Origin of the sequence: Shewanella sp., assembly GCF_013214165.1 — a bacterium.
In the GTDB taxonomy this organism is placed as follows: domain Bacteria; phylum Pseudomonadota; class Gammaproteobacteria; order Enterobacterales; family Shewanellaceae; genus Shewanella.
The window spans coordinates 15,604-31,043 of record NZ_JABSSM010000018.1; the positions used below are offsets into that span (position 1 = coordinate 15,604).

At 46.7% G+C, this 15,440-nt stretch carries 12 protein-coding genes and 2 tRNA genes; 13 read left to right on the plus strand and 1 reads right to left on the minus strand.

Features of this window, described 5'->3' with window-relative positions; all coding sequences use genetic code 11:
* Nucleotides 1–11: 11 nt before the first annotated feature.
* The 12 genes from folP to rpsO all read left to right on the plus strand — a co-directional run bounded on the left by folP (nucleotide 12) and on the right by rpsO (nucleotide 10,858).
* Nucleotides 12–854: a dihydropteroate synthase gene (folP, locus tag HRU42_RS05800; RefSeq protein WP_295029464.1), complete on the plus strand. Its 843-nt coding sequence runs from the start codon at nucleotides 12–14 to the stop codon at nucleotides 852–854.
* 128 nt (nucleotides 855–982) lie between these two features.
* Entirely contained in the window at nucleotides 983–2,314 is a 1,332-nt protein-coding gene (gene glmM / locus HRU42_RS05805) for a phosphoglucosamine mutase (RefSeq protein WP_295029466.1), read from the plus strand.
* 196 nt (nucleotides 2,315–2,510) lie between these two features.
* The gene (gene tpiA, locus HRU42_RS05810; RefSeq protein ID WP_144045377.1) at nucleotides 2,511–3,293 is read left to right on the plus strand and encodes a triose-phosphate isomerase; all 783 of its coding nucleotides are present in this window, start codon (nucleotides 2,511–2,513) and stop codon (nucleotides 3,291–3,293) included.
* 1 nt (nucleotide 3,294) lies between these two features.
* Nucleotides 3,295–3,627 (plus strand): preprotein translocase subunit SecG, encoded by a 333-nt coding sequence (gene secG / locus HRU42_RS05815; RefSeq protein WP_295029468.1) that lies wholly within the window; start codon nucleotides 3,295–3,297, stop codon nucleotides 3,625–3,627.
* Nucleotides 3,628–3,883: 256 nt separating this feature from the next.
* Nucleotides 3,884–3,970: transfer RNA gene (locus HRU42_RS05820), tRNA-Leu, on the plus strand.
* A 100-nt stretch (nucleotides 3,971–4,070) separates the two neighbouring features.
* Nucleotides 4,071–4,147 (plus strand) — tRNA-Met (locus HRU42_RS05825).
* A 161-nt stretch (nucleotides 4,148–4,308) separates the two neighbouring features.
* On the plus strand, nucleotides 4,309–4,764 hold the full coding sequence (gene rimP, locus HRU42_RS05830; protein ID WP_295029470.1) for a ribosome maturation factor RimP: 456 nt from the start codon (nucleotides 4,309–4,311) through the stop codon (nucleotides 4,762–4,764).
* A 28-nt stretch (nucleotides 4,765–4,792) separates the two neighbouring features.
* Nucleotides 4,793–6,292 carry a transcription termination factor NusA gene (gene nusA, locus HRU42_RS05835; protein ID WP_295029472.1) on the plus strand — a complete coding sequence of 500 codons (1,500 nt, stop codon included), beginning with the start codon at nucleotides 4,793–4,795 and terminating at the stop codon, nucleotides 6,290–6,292.
* 26 nt (nucleotides 6,293–6,318) lie between these two features.
* Nucleotides 6,319–8,997, plus strand: coding sequence for a translation initiation factor IF-2 (gene infB, locus HRU42_RS05840; protein WP_295029474.1), 2,679 nt, complete (start codon nucleotides 6,319–6,321; stop codon nucleotides 8,995–8,997).
* A gap of 77 nt (nucleotides 8,998–9,074) precedes the next feature.
* Nucleotides 9,075–9,497 carry a 30S ribosome-binding factor RbfA gene (rbfA, locus tag HRU42_RS05845; protein WP_295029475.1) on the plus strand — a complete coding sequence of 141 codons (423 nt, stop codon included), beginning with the start codon at nucleotides 9,075–9,077 and terminating at the stop codon, nucleotides 9,495–9,497.
* The gene (truB, locus tag HRU42_RS05850) at nucleotides 9,497–10,459 is read left to right on the plus strand and encodes a tRNA pseudouridine(55) synthase TruB (protein WP_295029477.1); all 963 of its coding nucleotides are present in this window, start codon (nucleotides 9,497–9,499) and stop codon (nucleotides 10,457–10,459) included. Before rbfA ends, truB begins: the two co-directional genes overlap by 1 nt.
* 129 nt (nucleotides 10,460–10,588) lie before the next feature.
* Nucleotides 10,589–10,858 (plus strand): 30S ribosomal protein S15, encoded by a 270-nt coding sequence (rpsO, locus tag HRU42_RS05855; RefSeq protein ID WP_005503004.1) that lies wholly within the window; start codon nucleotides 10,589–10,591, stop codon nucleotides 10,856–10,858.
* Nucleotides 10,859–10,938: 80 nt separating this feature from the next.
* On the opposite strand, the gene HRU42_RS05860 is transcribed toward rpsO, so the two are convergent.
* On the minus strand, nucleotides 10,939–12,972 hold the full coding sequence (locus tag HRU42_RS05860) for an EAL domain-containing protein (protein ID WP_295029480.1): 2,034 nt from the start codon (nucleotides 12,970–12,972) through the stop codon (nucleotides 10,939–10,941).
* Between the two features lie 195 nt (nucleotides 12,973–13,167).
* Here HRU42_RS05860 and pnp point away from each other — a divergent pair, with 195 nt between their 5' ends.
* Nucleotides 13,168–15,276, plus strand: a complete 2,109-nt coding sequence (gene pnp / locus HRU42_RS05865) for a polyribonucleotide nucleotidyltransferase (RefSeq protein WP_295029481.1) — start codon at nucleotides 13,168–13,170, stop codon at nucleotides 15,274–15,276.
* Nucleotides 15,277–15,440: the final 164 nt, after the last annotated feature.

The window sequence follows — 15,440 nt, forward strand, 5'->3', positions numbered from 1 at the left end:
ATGGAGTTGATGTGTTTCGAATCGAAAGTGGTAACCGTACACTAGCCTTAGATAAAACCTTGGTGATGGGCATTTTAAATGTCACCCCAGATTCATTTTCCGATGGTGGTGAGTTCTCCTGCTTCGAGATAGCCTGCCAGCATGTCGATGCTATGGTGTCCCAGGGGGCTGCAATCATCGACATAGGCGGTGAATCGACGCGTCCAGGTGCGGCTGAGGTGGTTTTAGATGAAGAGCTAAGCCGGGTGTTGCCCTTAGTTGAATATATCGCTAAGCGTCACGATGTGTGGATATCCATCGATACCAGTAAGCCCGAGGTCATGGAACGAGCCGTTAAAGCCGGGGCGCATCTGATTAATGATGTTCGAGCCCTACAGGCTCCCGGTGCCTTGGAGCGCGCAGCGCTACTCGATGTACCTGTTTGTCTTATGCATATGCAGGGACAACCGGATACCATGCAAGATGCACCGGATTACCGTGATATTGTTGCTGATGTCATCGATTTTTTTGAACGTAGAATCGACGCCTGTATTGAGGCCGGCATTAAACGTCAGCACATATTATTGGATCCAGGATTTGGATTCGGTAAAACTTTATCCAATAATTATGAGTTACTTAACAGATTAGATGAGTTTAAGGTGTTGGAATTACCGCTACTTATCGGCTTATCGAGAAAATCTATGTTGGGTGATTTGCTCAAGCGTGAGCCTAAAGAACGCTTACCTGGCAGCTTGGCTGGCGGCTTGATAGCGGCGCAAAGAGGTGCCAATATTTTAAGGGTACATGATGTGGTTGAAACGTTAGATTGTCTAAACGTGTTTCAAGCCAGTAATGATTACCGACACTTGGTTTGACTCTAGCCAGCTTTAGTCAAACCGGTTAAGACGACTCTTCTTTAGCCAATATTTGGCTTGAGTCGACAAATAGATTGTAAATTAGGACCATTTTATCCCTAGTAAGGGATGGCAAACGGGGTTGTAACGTGAAGAAATTTTTTGGAACAGATGGTATACGCGGCAAGGTTGGTGCAGGCAAGATGACACCTGAGCTAGCGTTGAAATTAGGTTGGGCCGCCGGTCGCGTGCTGTCGAGAAACGGGACGAATAAAGTCATCATAGGTAAAGATACGCGTATTTCAGGCTATCTGTTCGAATCTGCGATGGAAGCGGGTCTATCCGCGGCAGGATTAAGTGTGATGTTGATGGGGCCCATGCCGACTCCTGCAGTGGCTTATTTAACTCGGACCTTCAGAGCCGAAGCCGGGGTGGTTATCAGTGCGTCCCATAACCCCTATTACGACAATGGCATCAAGTTTTTCTCCGCCGACGGCAGTAAACTCGCTGATGAGATAGAGCTGGATATTGAACGTGAACTGGAAAAACCTTTGGTCTGCGTCGAGTCGCACCTGTTAGGTAAAGTCTCCCGCATCGATGATGCTCCCGGTCGTTATATCGAATATTGCAAGGGGCATTTCCCCGCAGATCAGACGCTTCATGGTTTAAAAATCGTGGTCGATTGTGCCCATGGTGCGACTTACCATATTGCGCCAAATGTGTTTCGTGAATTAGGTGCCGAGGTGATAGCGATTGGTGTTAGCCCAGATGGTTTAAACATTAACCATGAAGTTGGCGCTACGTCTATGGCTAAAATCTGTGAAACTGTGGTATCGGCAGGCGCCGATCTCGGCATTGCCTTAGATGGTGACGGTGACCGCATCATGATGGTCGATCGTCATGGCCGCGTGATCGACGGTGATGAGATACTCTATATCTTGGCATGCGATGCTAAATCGAGGGGTGTGCTTCACGGCGGTGTCGTTGGTACACTCATGTCTAATCTAGGACTCGAACTGGCTTTGGCCGAGCTGGATATTCCCTTCTTGCGCTCTAAAGTGGGCGACCGTTACGTGATGCAGCTATTGAAAGAGCATGACTGGCGCATAGGTGGCGAGAATTCAGGCCACATTTTGAACTTAGATCATGGTACGACGGGGGATGGCATAGTCGCTGGAATACAGGTGCTTGCCGCGATGAGAAGACGCAATGCCAGCCTCGAAGACTTGACCGAAAATATCAAGATGTTGCCTCAGGTATTGGTGAATGTGCGCTTTGAAGGCGAGCATAATCCATTAGAGTCCAAGGAAGTGCTCGACGCTAAATTAGAAGTCGAGACTAAATTGGGGGCGCGAGGCCGAGTTTTATTACGCAAATCCGGTACTGAACCCTTAATTCGAGTCATGGTTGAGGGAGATATCGAAGCCGATGTGCTTATGCATGCCAATTATATTGCCGATAAAGTCAGAAATTTAGTGTAGATTTTTATAAATAGTGTGGGGCATCTATGTTGCCCCACGACTGCATAGGGTGAATTATACTCAGAACGATTAATAAATAGCTTGGGGTGGCTTAAAAAGCAACGCTTATACCATTAATCTAAAAAATTAGCGATTTAGCTATTGTAAGTTAACAAGTGGTTCGCTATTATCTACGCCGCTTTCAGAGGAGATGGAAATGGCATTAAGACGTCCGATGGTTGCTGGTAACTGGAAAATGAATGGCAGTGCTCAACTTGCACAAGAGCTGTTCAAAAAGTTCGCTACCAAGCTTCAAGATGATTCAGCGGAAGTGGTCTTGTGTCCACCGAGTATTTATCTCGAAAGCGTACGACAACAGCTAGACATGAACAAAGAAGCCTTAAACGGTTGTTTAGTCAGGATGGGCGCACAAAACCTGAGTCAACATGACTTCGGTGCTTATACTGGTGAAGTGTCTGGGCAGATGTTGAAAGATTCAGGATGTCGATATGTGATTATCGGCCATTCCGAGCGTCGCCGTATGTACGGAGAGACAAGTGATATAGTGGCAGAGAAGTTTGCTGCGGCTCAGAAGCATGGTTTAACGCCGATATTATGTGTCGGTGAGTCTGGTCCAGCTAGAGAGGCGAGAAGAACGTTTGAAGTTATCGCCGAAGAGCTTGACATAGTCATTAAGAAAAATGGCACCATGGCTTTTGATAATGCAATTATCGCTTACGAGCCTTTATGGGCAGTAGGGACGGGTAAGAGTGCTACGCCAGAACAGGCGCAAGAAGTACATGCGTTTATACGCAAGCGTCTGTCTGAAGTGTCTCCATTTATTGGAGAAAATATCAGGATTTTGTACGGTGGTAGCGTAACACCGAGTAATGCAGCAGATCTTTTTGCTCAACCTGATGTAGACGGTGGATTGATTGGCGGCGTGAGCTTAAATTCAACCGAGTTTTTAAGTTTATGTTCCATAGCGATGAGCGCATAATATGTATGAAGTTCTAATGGTTGTTTACTTGTTGGTTGCGATTGGTCTAGTTGGACTGATTTTGATTCAGCAAGGTAAAGGTGCTGACATGGGAGCCTCTTTCGGCGCTGGTGCTTCGGCTACTCTATTTGGGTCATCTGGTGCGGGTAATTTTTTAACTCGTTCTACCGCCGTATTGGCGATTGGCTTCTTCGCTCTTAGTCTGATTATTGGTAATTTAAGTGCCAATCATACTAAATCAGAAGGCGCTTGGAGTGACCTATCTAACGGCGCAGCACAAGTTGTTGAGCAGATTAGTGAAGACGTACAGTCAGAAGATAAGATCCCTGATTAAGATGTGGTGGTGTCTTGATAATAATTAGACACGCCAGTTTGTGATAAACATCTAAACCAAGATGTAAAAATGGTCAGTCACATGCGGATGTGGTGGTTGTTGATACTAGACACGCCAGCTTGAGATTCGTTATCCTAACTAGGATATAAAATATAGGTTAGTCACATGCGGATGTGGTGGTGTCTTGATAATAATTAGACACGCCAGCTTGAGATTCGTTATCCTAACTAGGATATAAAATATAGGTCAGTCACATGCGGATGTGGTGGAATTGGTAGACACGCCAGCTTGAGGGGCTGGTGAGCGCAAGCTCGTGGGGGTTCAAGTCCCCCCATCCGCACCAACTTTTGATTTCAATTTTGAAGTCGAAAGTAATAAAGTGAGAGGTTATTCGCTTTGTTATTGCAAGTTATGAGATAACTCAATATACTTGCAGCAGTTGACGCGGGGTGGAGCAGTTTGGTAGCTCGTCGGGCTCATAACCCGAAGGTCATCGGTTCAAATCCGGTCCCCGCAACCAGCTTCCCAATATAAGGCATAATAGCCTAATATTGGTTACAGGTTTTAAATTCAACGACCTCGTTATTACGGGGTTTTTTGTTATCTGTAACTTATAAAATGCTGCTTTTGCAGTGTTATACCTGGGCTATTTAGCCCTTTTTTGTTTTTCGGGGGGTAACCTTGGCTACTATAGAAAAAAAACTGGAAGAGATGCTTACATCTCCAGTTGAAGCATTGGGGCATAGGCTTTGGGGCTTGGAATATATCCAAGCGGGCAAGCATTCAATACTGAGAGTATATATCGATAATGATAAAGGTATTTTTATCGAAGATTGCGCCGAAACCAGTCGCCAGATAAGTGCTGTGCTCGATGTTGAGGATCCCATTTCAACCGAATTCACATTAGAAGTTTCTTCTCCCGGTGTAGACCGGCCCCTGTTCAGTTCTGAGCAGTATGGGAGCTACATCGGTGAGACTGTAAAAATTCAACTGACTATGCCTGTTGCGGGTAGTCGTAATTTAAAAGGTACCGTTATTGGGGTCGAGGGGCAGACGCTCACGCTTTCTGTAGATGGTAACGAACTGATTATTGCCTTGGATAATATCCGTAGAGGCAACCTAATCGCTAAGTTTTGATGGATTCAAAAATCAACGAGGCAAGAGGATGAATAAAGAGATTCTGCTAGTCGCTGAGGCGGTTTCAAATGAGAAAGGTGTTCCTCGCGAGAAGATTTTCGAAGCGCTGGAAATTGCTTTAGCCACAGCTACAAAAAAGAAGCACGTCGGTGAGATCGAAGTTCGCGTCGAAATCGATCGTAAGACCGGTGCTTATGAAACGTTCCGTCGCTGGCAAGTTGTAGAAGATACAGGTGAACCACTAGAGAACCCTTATGGTGAAATAACACTAGAAGCGGCTCAGTATGAAGATCCTGAAATACAACTTGGTGATTATGTCGAAGATGATATGGAGTCGGTTACGTTCGACCGTATTACGACACAGACAGCCAAGCAGGTTATCGTGCAGAAGGTACGTGAAGCCGAGCGAGCTCAAGTCGTTGAGCAGTTCCAGGACCGTGAAGGTGAGTTAATCACAGGTATCGTCAAGAAGAGCAACCGTGAGAGTGTGGTTGTCGATCTTGGTGGTAATGCCGATGCTGTTCTGTTCAAGGAAGACCTCATTTCACGTGAGAACTTCCGTCCCGGAGATAGAATTCGTGCCTTACTCTTCTCGGTTCGCCCTGAAGCCCGTGGTGCACAGCTGTTTATGTCTCGCACTAAGGCAGAAATGCTTATCGAACTTTTCCGCGTAGAAGTACCGGAAATTGCCGATGAGATGATTGAAATCATGGGCGCGGCTCGCGATCCAGGGTCTCGCGCTAAGATTGCAGTTAAGTCGAATGACCGTCGAATCGATCCTATCGGTGCCTGTGTTGGCATGCGTGGTGCTCGAGTTCAAGCCGTATCTAACGAGCTCAATGGCGAGCGAGTCGATATCGTGCTTTGGGATGATAATCCGGCTCAGTTCGTGATCAATGCCATGGCTCCTGCCGAGGTGGCTTCTATCGTCGTCGACGAAGATACCCATTCTATGGATATCGCAGTAGAGGCCGACAACTTGGCTCAGGCGATTGGTCGTAATGGTCAGAACGTCCGTTTAGCCACGCAACTCTCCGGTTGGGAGTTGAATGTAATGACTGTAGAAGATCTACAGACAAAACATCAGGCTGAAAGTGCAAAAGTCGTTAGCCTGTTTGTTGCATCTTTAGAAGTTGATGAAGAATTTGCTCAGGTACTCGCAGATGAAGGCTTTACTTCATTGGAAGAGGTGGCTTATGTTCCCGCTGCCGAACTGATGGAGATAGATGGTTTTGATGAAGATACCGTCGAAGCATTGAGAGAACGTGCTAAAGCGGCAATCTCGACTCGAGCATTGGCAACAGAAGAAGCACTAGACGGTGTAGAACCAAGTGAAGACCTGCTTGCACTTGAAGGGCTGGAAAAACATCTGGCTTTCGTTTTTGCAAGTAAAGGTGTGATAACACTTGAACATTTAGCCGAGCAAGGCATTGATGACTTGATCGATATTGAAGAATTGACAGAAGAAAAGGCTGGTGAGCTCATCATGGCAGCCCGCAATATCTGTTGGTTTGGCGACGAAGAATAACTCGCTCAACAGAGGGGATTGAACACATGGTAGATACAACAGTAGAAAAACTGGCCGGCGAAATAGGAAAAACTGCAGACAGATTAGTCGAGCAGCTTTCTGATGCCGGTATTAAAAAAAATAAATCAGATACAGTTTCTGAGTCTGAGAAGCAGCAGTTGCTGGACTTTTTAAAGAAGCAACATGGTGGCGATGCCACTCCAACTAAAATGACGCTGCAGCGTAAATCAGTTTCAACTTTAAGTGTAGGCTCTGGCCGTGACACTAAAGATGTCAAAGTTGAAGTACGTAAGAAACGTACCTTTGTGAAGCGCGATCCGGCAGCTGAAGCTGCGGCTACCGCTGAGCAAGAGATAAAAGCAGCTGCAGAAACAGAAGCTAAGGCTAAATCCGATGCAGATGCGAAATCTGCAGCCGATGTACTAGTCCAAGAGAAATTAAAAGTGGCCGAAGAAGCGAAACAAAAAGCGCAAGCGGCAGCGGCTGAAAAAGCCAAGCCAGTAGCGCTAACGGCAGAAGAAAAAGCCGCAAAAGCTGAGGCTGATAAGCTGCAAGCAGCTCAAGATAAAGTATCAAAATCTAAGGCTGACGAAGAAGCAAACGCGGCAGCCGAAGCTGCGCGTAAGCTAGCTGAAGAGAACTCGACGCGTTGGGCAGAAGAAGAGAAGCAGCGTAAAGAAGCTGAGAAGACTGGCGATCACCATATCACCACGTCAACAGAAGCTCGCGCCGCGGAAGATACCGCCGATGCAAATGCTGAGAAGCGTGACCGTCGCCCTCGTAAGGCACCGACTCCTGTTCCTGCTACTACAGGTAAAGGTAAGCGTCGCGGTGGTAGAGACAACCGTAATTCACGTAACTCACGAGGCGGCCGTAACGCGCGTAATACTCGTAGCGTAGCGCCTGAGTCTATGGACCACGCGTTCACTAAGCCAGTTGCCTTGGTTAAAGCTGATGTCAGCATCGGTGAAACTGTGTCAGTGTCTGAGCTCGCTCAGAAAATGGCAGTAAAGGCGACCGAAATCATCAAGACCATGATGAAGATGGGCTCCATGGTAACGATCAACCAGGTGCTTGATCAGGAAACCGCTCAGCTTGTAGCTGAAGAGATGGGTCACAAGGTCACATTGACTCGCGAAAATGAGCTAGAGCACCAGGTACTTGCGGATCGTGATGGTAACATCGAAGCCGTAACTCGTGCGCCGGTAGTGACTATCATGGGTCACGTCGACCATGGTAAGACATCCTTGCTGGATTATATTCGTAAGGCAAAAGTTGCCTCAGGCGAAGCCGGTGGTATTACTCAGCATATTGGTGCATACCATGTTGAAACAGCCAATGGCATGATCACCTTCTTAGATACTCCTGGTCACGCGGCGTTTACGTCTATGCGTGCTCGTGGTGCTAAGGCGACCGATATCGTTATCTTGGTTGTTGCAGCCGATGATGGTGTTATGCCACAGACTATCGAAGCGATTCAACATGCAAAGGCCGGTAAAGTGCCTCTGATTGTTGCAGTCAACAAGATGGATAAGCCTGATGCTGATGCAGAGCGTGTTAAGAGTGAACTTTCTCAGCACGGCATCATGTCTGAAGACTGGGGCGGGAACAACATGTTTGTTAGCGTCTCGGCTAAGACAGGTCAAGGCATCGATGAACTGCTAGAAGGCATTCTTCTTGAAGCTGAAGTTCTCGAACTGAAAGCGATCAAAGAAGGTATGGCTGCTGGTGTCGTCATCGAATCTAAGCTAGATAAAGGCCGCGGCCCAGTTGCTACCGTCCTAGTACAGGAAGGTACACTTAAGCAAGGTGATATCGTTCTTTGTGGTCTAGAGTACGGTAAAATCCGTGCCATGCGCGATGAAAATGGCCAGCCTATCAAGGAAGCGGGTCCCTCGTTCCCTGTTGAAATCCTTGGTCTCTCGGGTGTTCCTGCTGCCGGTGATGAAGCGACTGTCGTACGTGATGAGCGTAAGGCTCGTGAAGTTGCCCTGTATCGTCAAGGTAAGTTCCGCGACGTTAAGCTCGCACGTCAGCAGAAGGCTAAGCTTGAGAACATGTTCGCTAACATGACCGAAGGCGTAGTAGAAGAACTTAACATCGTGCTTAAGGCCGATGTACAAGGTTCTCTCGAGGCTATCGCTGACTCGCTTAACAAGCTGTCTACCGATGAAGTTAAGGTTAATATCATCGCACGTGGTGTCGGTGGTTTGACTGAAACTGATGCGACATTGGCATCGGCTTCTAACGCAATCATGATCGGTTTCAACATTCGTGCTGATGCACAAGCGCGGAAGGTTATCGACAGCGAAAGCGTCGATCTTCGTTACTACAGTGTCATCTACAACTTGATCGATGAAGTTAGAGACGCGATGAGCGGCCTATTAGCTCCTGAGTTCAAGCAAGTGATTATCGGTCTTGCTGAAGTTCGTGATGTATTTAAGTCTCCTAAGATTGGCGCAATCGCTGGTTGTATGGTGACTGAAGGTACCATCAAGAAGAGCGCACCTATCCGCGTACTACGTGAAAACATCGTTATCTACGAAGGTGAGCTAGAATCACTGCGTCGTTTCAAAGATGATGTGGCAGACGTACGTAACGGCATGGAATGTGGTATCGGTGTGAAGAACTATAATGACGTCAGAGTTGGCGATCAGATAGAGGTCTTCGAAACCATAGAGATTGCTCGCTCCTTAGAAGCGTAAAGCGTAATAGGGCGGCGAAAGCCGCCCTTTTTGTTTATAGCTGCAAACCGCAGAATATAATATTAAGGCCAAATATCATGGCAAAAGAATTTAGTCGCACACGCCGTATCGGGCAACAGTTACAACAAGAGCTAGCCCAGGTATTACATCGTGATATCAAGGACCCTCGTGTAGGCATGGTAACGGTCAACGATGTGGAAGTCTCTCGTGACCTTAGCTACGCCAAGGTGTTTGTCACCTTCTTCGAAGAAGATGAGAAGATAGTGGCAGAGAAGCTTGAAGCACTCAGCAGTGCCGCTGGCTACATACGTTCCTTAGTCGCGGGCCGGATGAAATTGCGCGTGATGCCAGAACTTAGATTCATCTACGATGCCTCCTTGGTTGAAGGCATGCGCATGTCCAACTTGGTGACGCGCGTCATTCATAACGACGAAGCTAAGCAGAAAAAAGCTAATCGTGATGAACAAGGTGAAGATAAAGATCAGCAAGGTGAGGATTAATGGGGCGTCGTCAGCGTGGTCGCTTCATTGATGGGATCCTGCTCTTGGATAAAGAGACCGGGATGAGCTCTAACTTTGCCCTGCAAAGGGTAAAGCGGCTTTTCGATGCCAATAAAGCGGGTCATACTGGCGCCTTAGATCCCTTAGCCACAGGCATGTTACCTATATGTCTGGGTGAAGCGACCAAGTTTTCTCAGCACCTTCTCGATGCAGATAAGCGCTATCTGGTCACGGCTAAACTCGGTGTACGCACCGATACTAGCGATTCTGACGGTCAAGTGGTGCAGACTCGTCCGCTGGATTTTAGCCAAGACTTATTGATGCAGTCGCTGGATTATTTCCGTGGCGAGACTATGCAGGTGCCTTCCATGTTCTCGGCACTAAAGCATAAGGGCCAGCCCCTGTACAAGTATGCCCGCGAAGGCATCGAAGTGCCTAGAGAAGCCAGACCCATCACGGTATTTGAACTGAATTTTATCTCTTTAGAAGGCGATGAGCTGACCTTAGACATACATTGTTCTAAGGGAACCTATATTCGAACCATCACAGATAATCTCGGTGAAATGTTGGGCTGCGGCGCTCATGTGATTATGCTCAGGCGTACTCAAGTCGCAGACTACCCTTATGATCGCATTGTCAGCCTAACTCAGCTCAATGAGATGGTTGAAAAGGCTGAGGCCGAAGGTGTGGATGCTAAGGCTATGCTCGATGAGCTATTGCTGCCTATGGATACTGCGGTCAGTAAGTTTCAAGAAATTAACTTAGCCGACACAGTCGCACCTTACCTAATGAACGGCAATCCGGTGCAGAATCCTGGAAATTGTCAGTTAGCCGATGGAGAACTCGTGCGGCTCACTATCGGTGAAGCGCATAAGTTTGTCGGTATTGGCTCGATCAATGATGATGGTCTGTTGGCACCTAAGCGCCTCATCGTGCTCAGAGATGGCGTAGAAACCACTTAAGCTTACCTTTTAGCGGTTATTTTACTTTGCCGGTTGCGTAACCCGCCGGGAATAGGTAAAATGCCGCGCTCCTTTAGCTGAGTTAGTGATTGGCTAAAGATTTATTAATGCATTATTTGGAGAGACAAAATGTCACTAAATGCTGAACAAACTGCAAAAATCCTAGCTGACTTCGGTCGTTGTGAAAACGATACTGGTTCTTCTGAAGTTCAGGTTGCTCTTTTAACTGCTCAGATTAATCATCTACAGGGCCATTTCAAGCAGCACATCCATGATCATCACTCTCGTCGTGGTCTACTACGTATGGTCAGCACACGTCGTAAACTTCTTGCATACCTTAAGCGTACTGAAAATGTTCGTTACCAGGAACTCATCAAGAAGCTAGGTCTACGTCGTTAATTTTAACGATTAAACCTGGAAAAGGAGGCTTAGGCCTCCTTTTTTATTGCCTGTAAAAAAGCAGGCCTAGGCACTAGAGTCTAAATCTGACTGATAGTCGCCGTATTAGGTTTGATGTATTTTTCTTCAAAATCATGTTGAGACAGGGGTTCACTGAAGAAGAAACCTTGACCCATCTGACAATCATGGGCTTTGAGCCAATCCAACTGTTCTTGGGTTTCTATTCCTTCCGCGACGATATTGAGTTTAAGTTGTTTACCTAACATTAGGATGGTCGAGGCTATGGCACTCTCCTGGGGGAGGTCGGTAACGAAGCAGCGATCGATCTTCATGGTGGTAATGGGCAGGTGGCGTAGATAAGATAATGATGAGTAGCCGGTACCGAAATCATCCACGGCAATACCGAATCCTGCCGATTTAAGCTGTTCCAACTTGGTAATGGCTTTCTCTATATTATTCATCAAGGAAGTTTCGGTTATCTCTATCTCTAACAAGTCAGGTCTTATTTGATATCTAAGGGATAGCTGTTTTATATCCGGAACCAAACTTGGATCTTCAAATTGCTGTGAAGCCACATTGACCGCTATTGGCAGTGCAAAATTATACTTTGTTTGCCACTCCTTGATCGTTTTACATGCCTCCTCTATGACCCAGCGACCTATGGGGATGATGATCCCGGTTTCTTCGGCTACCGGGATAAAGGTCATGGGACTGATCAGGCGCCCATCTTTCTGCCAGCGAATAAGTGCCTCACAGCTAATCACTTTTCCTGTCTTAATATCGAGCTTTGGCTGGTAATGCAGCACAAACTCATTGTTCTTCAGTGCGTCATGCAGGGAAGCTTCGGTTCGTAACCTAACCGCTGCCCTCTCTGTCATCTGTGGCTTGAAGAAGGCCCATTGATTCGAGCCCGCAGCTTTTGCACTATACATAGCGATATCCGAATGGCGGATCAGATCTTCGGCGCTCATACCGTCATCGGGGTAGATTGAGATGCCAACTGATGCCGCCGGATGTATGGTGTGTTCCTTGAGTTGCATCGGTGTGTTCAGTTGAAAAAGCATGTGCTCAACAAAGTCGGCTGCCTGATCTGGGCTACGTATTTCATCGGCTAATATCACGAATTCATCCCCGCCCAGGCGAGCCACAGTGCCTTTATCTGCCACTACGCGTTCGAGAACTTGCGCTATTCGAGTAAGAAATTGGTCTCCAATGGCATGACCCAAGGAATCATTGATATTTTTAAACCTGTCTAGGTCGATAAATAACATGCAAAATTGGTGTTTATGTACACGGGCCCTTTGAATGCTAACCGCTATGGTTTCCAGCAGCAGGGTGCGGTTAGGTAAACCCGTGAGTGGGTCTCTAGTCGCCATCTTTCTCAGTTTACTCTGGGTCTGCGCAAACTGAATCAGTATCTGGTTAAATTTTGAGGTAACCAGACCTAGCTCATCATCCATATGAGCCTTAGATACCGGCAGTAAGTTCTCAGCGGGTGATTCAGGATCGATCTTGTCAATTGCCTCACTGATCTCGGCGATGGGTTTGGTCAAGAAACGATGAAAAACAATCGACAGCAATAGAGTAATAAGCAGGGCTCTGGTCAACGTTGCAATTAAGCTGAATCTGAGTTGTGAAAAGAGTGAATCAGTGAGTTCTTGGGTGTCGTAGAAGATGGTTAATGTGCCTATGAGCTGCTGTTGCTCACTGTCTTTAAAATTAATGGGTCGATAAAGGCTGCGGGAGATCTCTCTGAGATCGCCAAACAGTTTCTTACTCAATTGATTAAACATATTGGGTGAAGAGAGAGGTGAGGCGACTGAGACAAACATGGAACCGTCATCGAGTTCGATAACTGCGGAACCCACATGGGCGACTTTTAACATCCCCTCTATGGTTTGTTTAGCTAAGTTATCGTCCAACGCCCAAACTGCGTTCGAGGCCGATTGCTCCACCGAGTCTAATAACTCTTTCTGCGACGTTTTAAGTTCATCTCTGGTAGTAACACCGACCAAGGCTATCTCGACGATAAAAATGGCGACAGCGAAGAAGAGTGCCGAAAAAACGACCAGGCTGGTTTGTTTCCATGTAAGTGATTTAAAGCTAGCAGTCATTAACTCATCCATTAATCAGTGAACTGATATTAGAAACTGAACTATTTAGGCACCCAATAACAAAATAATCCTGATTATATCCACTTTAGAGAAAAGTTTCGGCTTTGTCATCAATCTGTGCCCTTTATCTCTTGAATAGAGATGAAGTATACTTGCGCGTGTAATTAAGATAATTAAATTTAAGGAATGGTTCACGTGAATCCAATCGTAAAGAGTTTTGAGTATGGTCAGCACACAGTCACATTAGAGACTGGGGTTATTGCACGTCAAGCAGATGCTGCCGTATTAGCAAGTATGGGTGATACTACAGTTTTGGTTACTGTGGTAGGAAAGAAAGACGAAGAGCCGGGTCGCGACTTTTTCCCTCTCACAGTTAATTATCAGGAAAGAACTTACGCTGCTGGTAAGATCCCTGGTGGTTTCTTTAAGCGTGAAGGTCGTCCATCTGAGAGTGAAACCCTGATCGCACGTCTTATCGACCGTCCCATTCGTCCTCTATTCCCTAATGGCTTCAAGAATGAAGTTCAGGTAATTATCACAGTGGTTTCTGTGGATCCTGAAATCAATCCTGATGTTATCTCTATGATAGGTACTTCTGCAGCCCTAGCTATCTCAGGCCTGCCATTCAATGGTCCATTGGGTGTGGCACGCGTTGGTTACATCAACGGCGAATATATCCTTAACCCTGAAGTTAGTCAGCTAGCCGAGAGTGACCTAGACCTAATCGTCGCAGGTACTGAAGGCGCAGTATTGATGGTGGAGTCTGAAGCCGCCTCTTTGGCTGAAGAAGTGATGCTAGGCAGCGTCGCCTATGGTCATGAGCAACAGCAAGTTGTTATCACAGCCATCAAGGAGCTTAAAGCAGAAGCGGGCAAGCCTGCTTGGAATTGGTCTGCACCTGTATCTGATGCAGATTTGGTCGCCAAAATTAAGGTGCTTGCAGAAGAAAAATTCTCAGCTGCATACCAGATCGCCGATAAGAGCGAACGTCGTGACGCGGTTAATGTACTTAAGAGTGACGCTATCGAGACTCTTGTTGCTGAAAATGCGGATGTCGACCTACGTGAAGTCGGTAAGATATTAAGTAGCGTTGAGAAGCAAGTCGTACGTAGTCGCATCATAGCGGGTAAGCCTCGTATCGATGGTCGTGAGCCAGATATGGTTCGTGGTCTTAACGTGATGGCCGGTGTACTTCCACGTACTCACGGTAGCGCGATATTTACCCGTGGTGAGACTCAAGCACTAGTGACTTGTACTCTAGGTACCGAGCGTGATGCACAGAAAGTTGACAGCATCATGGGCGAATACACTAACCGCTTTATGCTGCACTACAACTTCCCTCCTTACTGTGTTGGTGAGACGGGTTTTGTGGGTTCGCCTAAGCGTCGTGAAATTGGTCACGGTAAGCTAGCTTGGCGTGGTATGAAAGCGGTTATGCCTTCTGCTGAAGAATTCCCATACAGCATTCGCGTCGTATCAGAGATCACTGAATCAAACGGTTCAAGCTCTATGGCTTCTGTATGTGGTACTTCTCTTGCGTTAATGGATGCGGGTGTTCCGATCAAGACGTCTGTTGCCGGTATCGCCATGGGTCTAGTTAAAGAGGGTGACGATTTCGTCGTTCTTTCTGACATTTTAGGTGATGAAGATCACTTAGGTGATATGGACTTCAAAGTTGCTGGTACTCGTGACGGTATCACAGCACTGCAGATGGATATCAAGATCGAAGGTATCACACAAGAGATCATGCAGATCGCACTTCAGCAAGCTTATGGCGCTCGAGTTCATATCCTTAACGTGATGGACCAGGCTATTGGCACACATCGTGACGATATCTCGGCTCACGCACCACGTATTACCACCATCAAGATCAACCCTGAAAAGATCCGTGATGTGATTGGTAAAGGTGGCGCTACAATTCGTGCGCTTACCGAAGAAACTGGCACCACGATTGAGCTAGAAGATGACGGTACAGTTAAGATCGCTTCTTCTAACGGCGAAGCGACTAAAGAAGCTATCCGTCGTATCGAAGAGATCACTGCTGAAGTCGAAGTCGGTACTATCTATAACGGTAAGGTTGTTCGTATCGTTGATTTTGGTGCCTTCGTGACAATCTTGCCTGGTAAAGATGGTTTGGTTCATATCTCTCAGATAGCTGAAGAGCGTGTTGCCAACGTTTCTGATTACCTACAGACGGGTCAAGAAGTCAAAGTTAAGGTGATGGAAGTTGATCGTCAGGGTCGCGTACGTCTTTCTATGAAAGAAGCGCAGCCTAAAGCCGAGTCAGCACCCGCTGCCGAGTAATCACGATATTAGTGAATTAAACAAGGAGACCTCAGGGTCTCCTTTTTTGTACTCGTTGATTTGGTTTGGTAATATTTTAGTCAATAATGTGCAAAAAATTAGCTGTGCTGGACGTCATTTCTTGTAAACGCATGCTTTTTGCTAGCAATAAGCTGAATGAGTAC

What these genes read in the sequence shown, in the direction of transcription:
- tpiA (WP_144045377.1), top strand. Translation starts at nt 2,511, where the DNA reads ATGGCATTAAGACGTCCGATGGTTGCTGGTAACTGGAAAATGAATGGC.
- secG (WP_295029468.1), top strand. Translation starts at nt 3,295, where the DNA reads ATGTATGAAGTTCTAATGGTTGTTTACTTGTTGGTTGCGATTGGTCTA.
- nusA (WP_295029472.1), top strand. Translation starts at nt 4,793, where the DNA reads ATGAATAAAGAGATTCTGCTAGTCGCTGAGGCGGTTTCAAATGAGAAA.
- infB (WP_295029474.1), top strand. Translation starts at nt 6,319, where the DNA reads ATGGTAGATACAACAGTAGAAAAACTGGCCGGCGAAATAGGAAAAACT.
- rbfA (WP_295029475.1), top strand. Translation starts at nt 9,075, where the DNA reads ATGGCAAAAGAATTTAGTCGCACACGCCGTATCGGGCAACAGTTACAA.
- truB (WP_295029477.1), top strand. Translation starts at nt 9,497, where the DNA reads ATGGGGCGTCGTCAGCGTGGTCGCTTCATTGATGGGATCCTGCTCTTG.
- rpsO (WP_005503004.1), top strand. Translation starts at nt 10,589, where the DNA reads ATGTCACTAAATGCTGAACAAACTGCAAAAATCCTAGCTGACTTCGGT.
- HRU42_RS05860 (WP_295029480.1), bottom strand. Translation starts at nt 12,972, where the DNA reads ATGACTGCTAGCTTTAAATCACTTACATGGAAACAAACCAGCCTGGTC.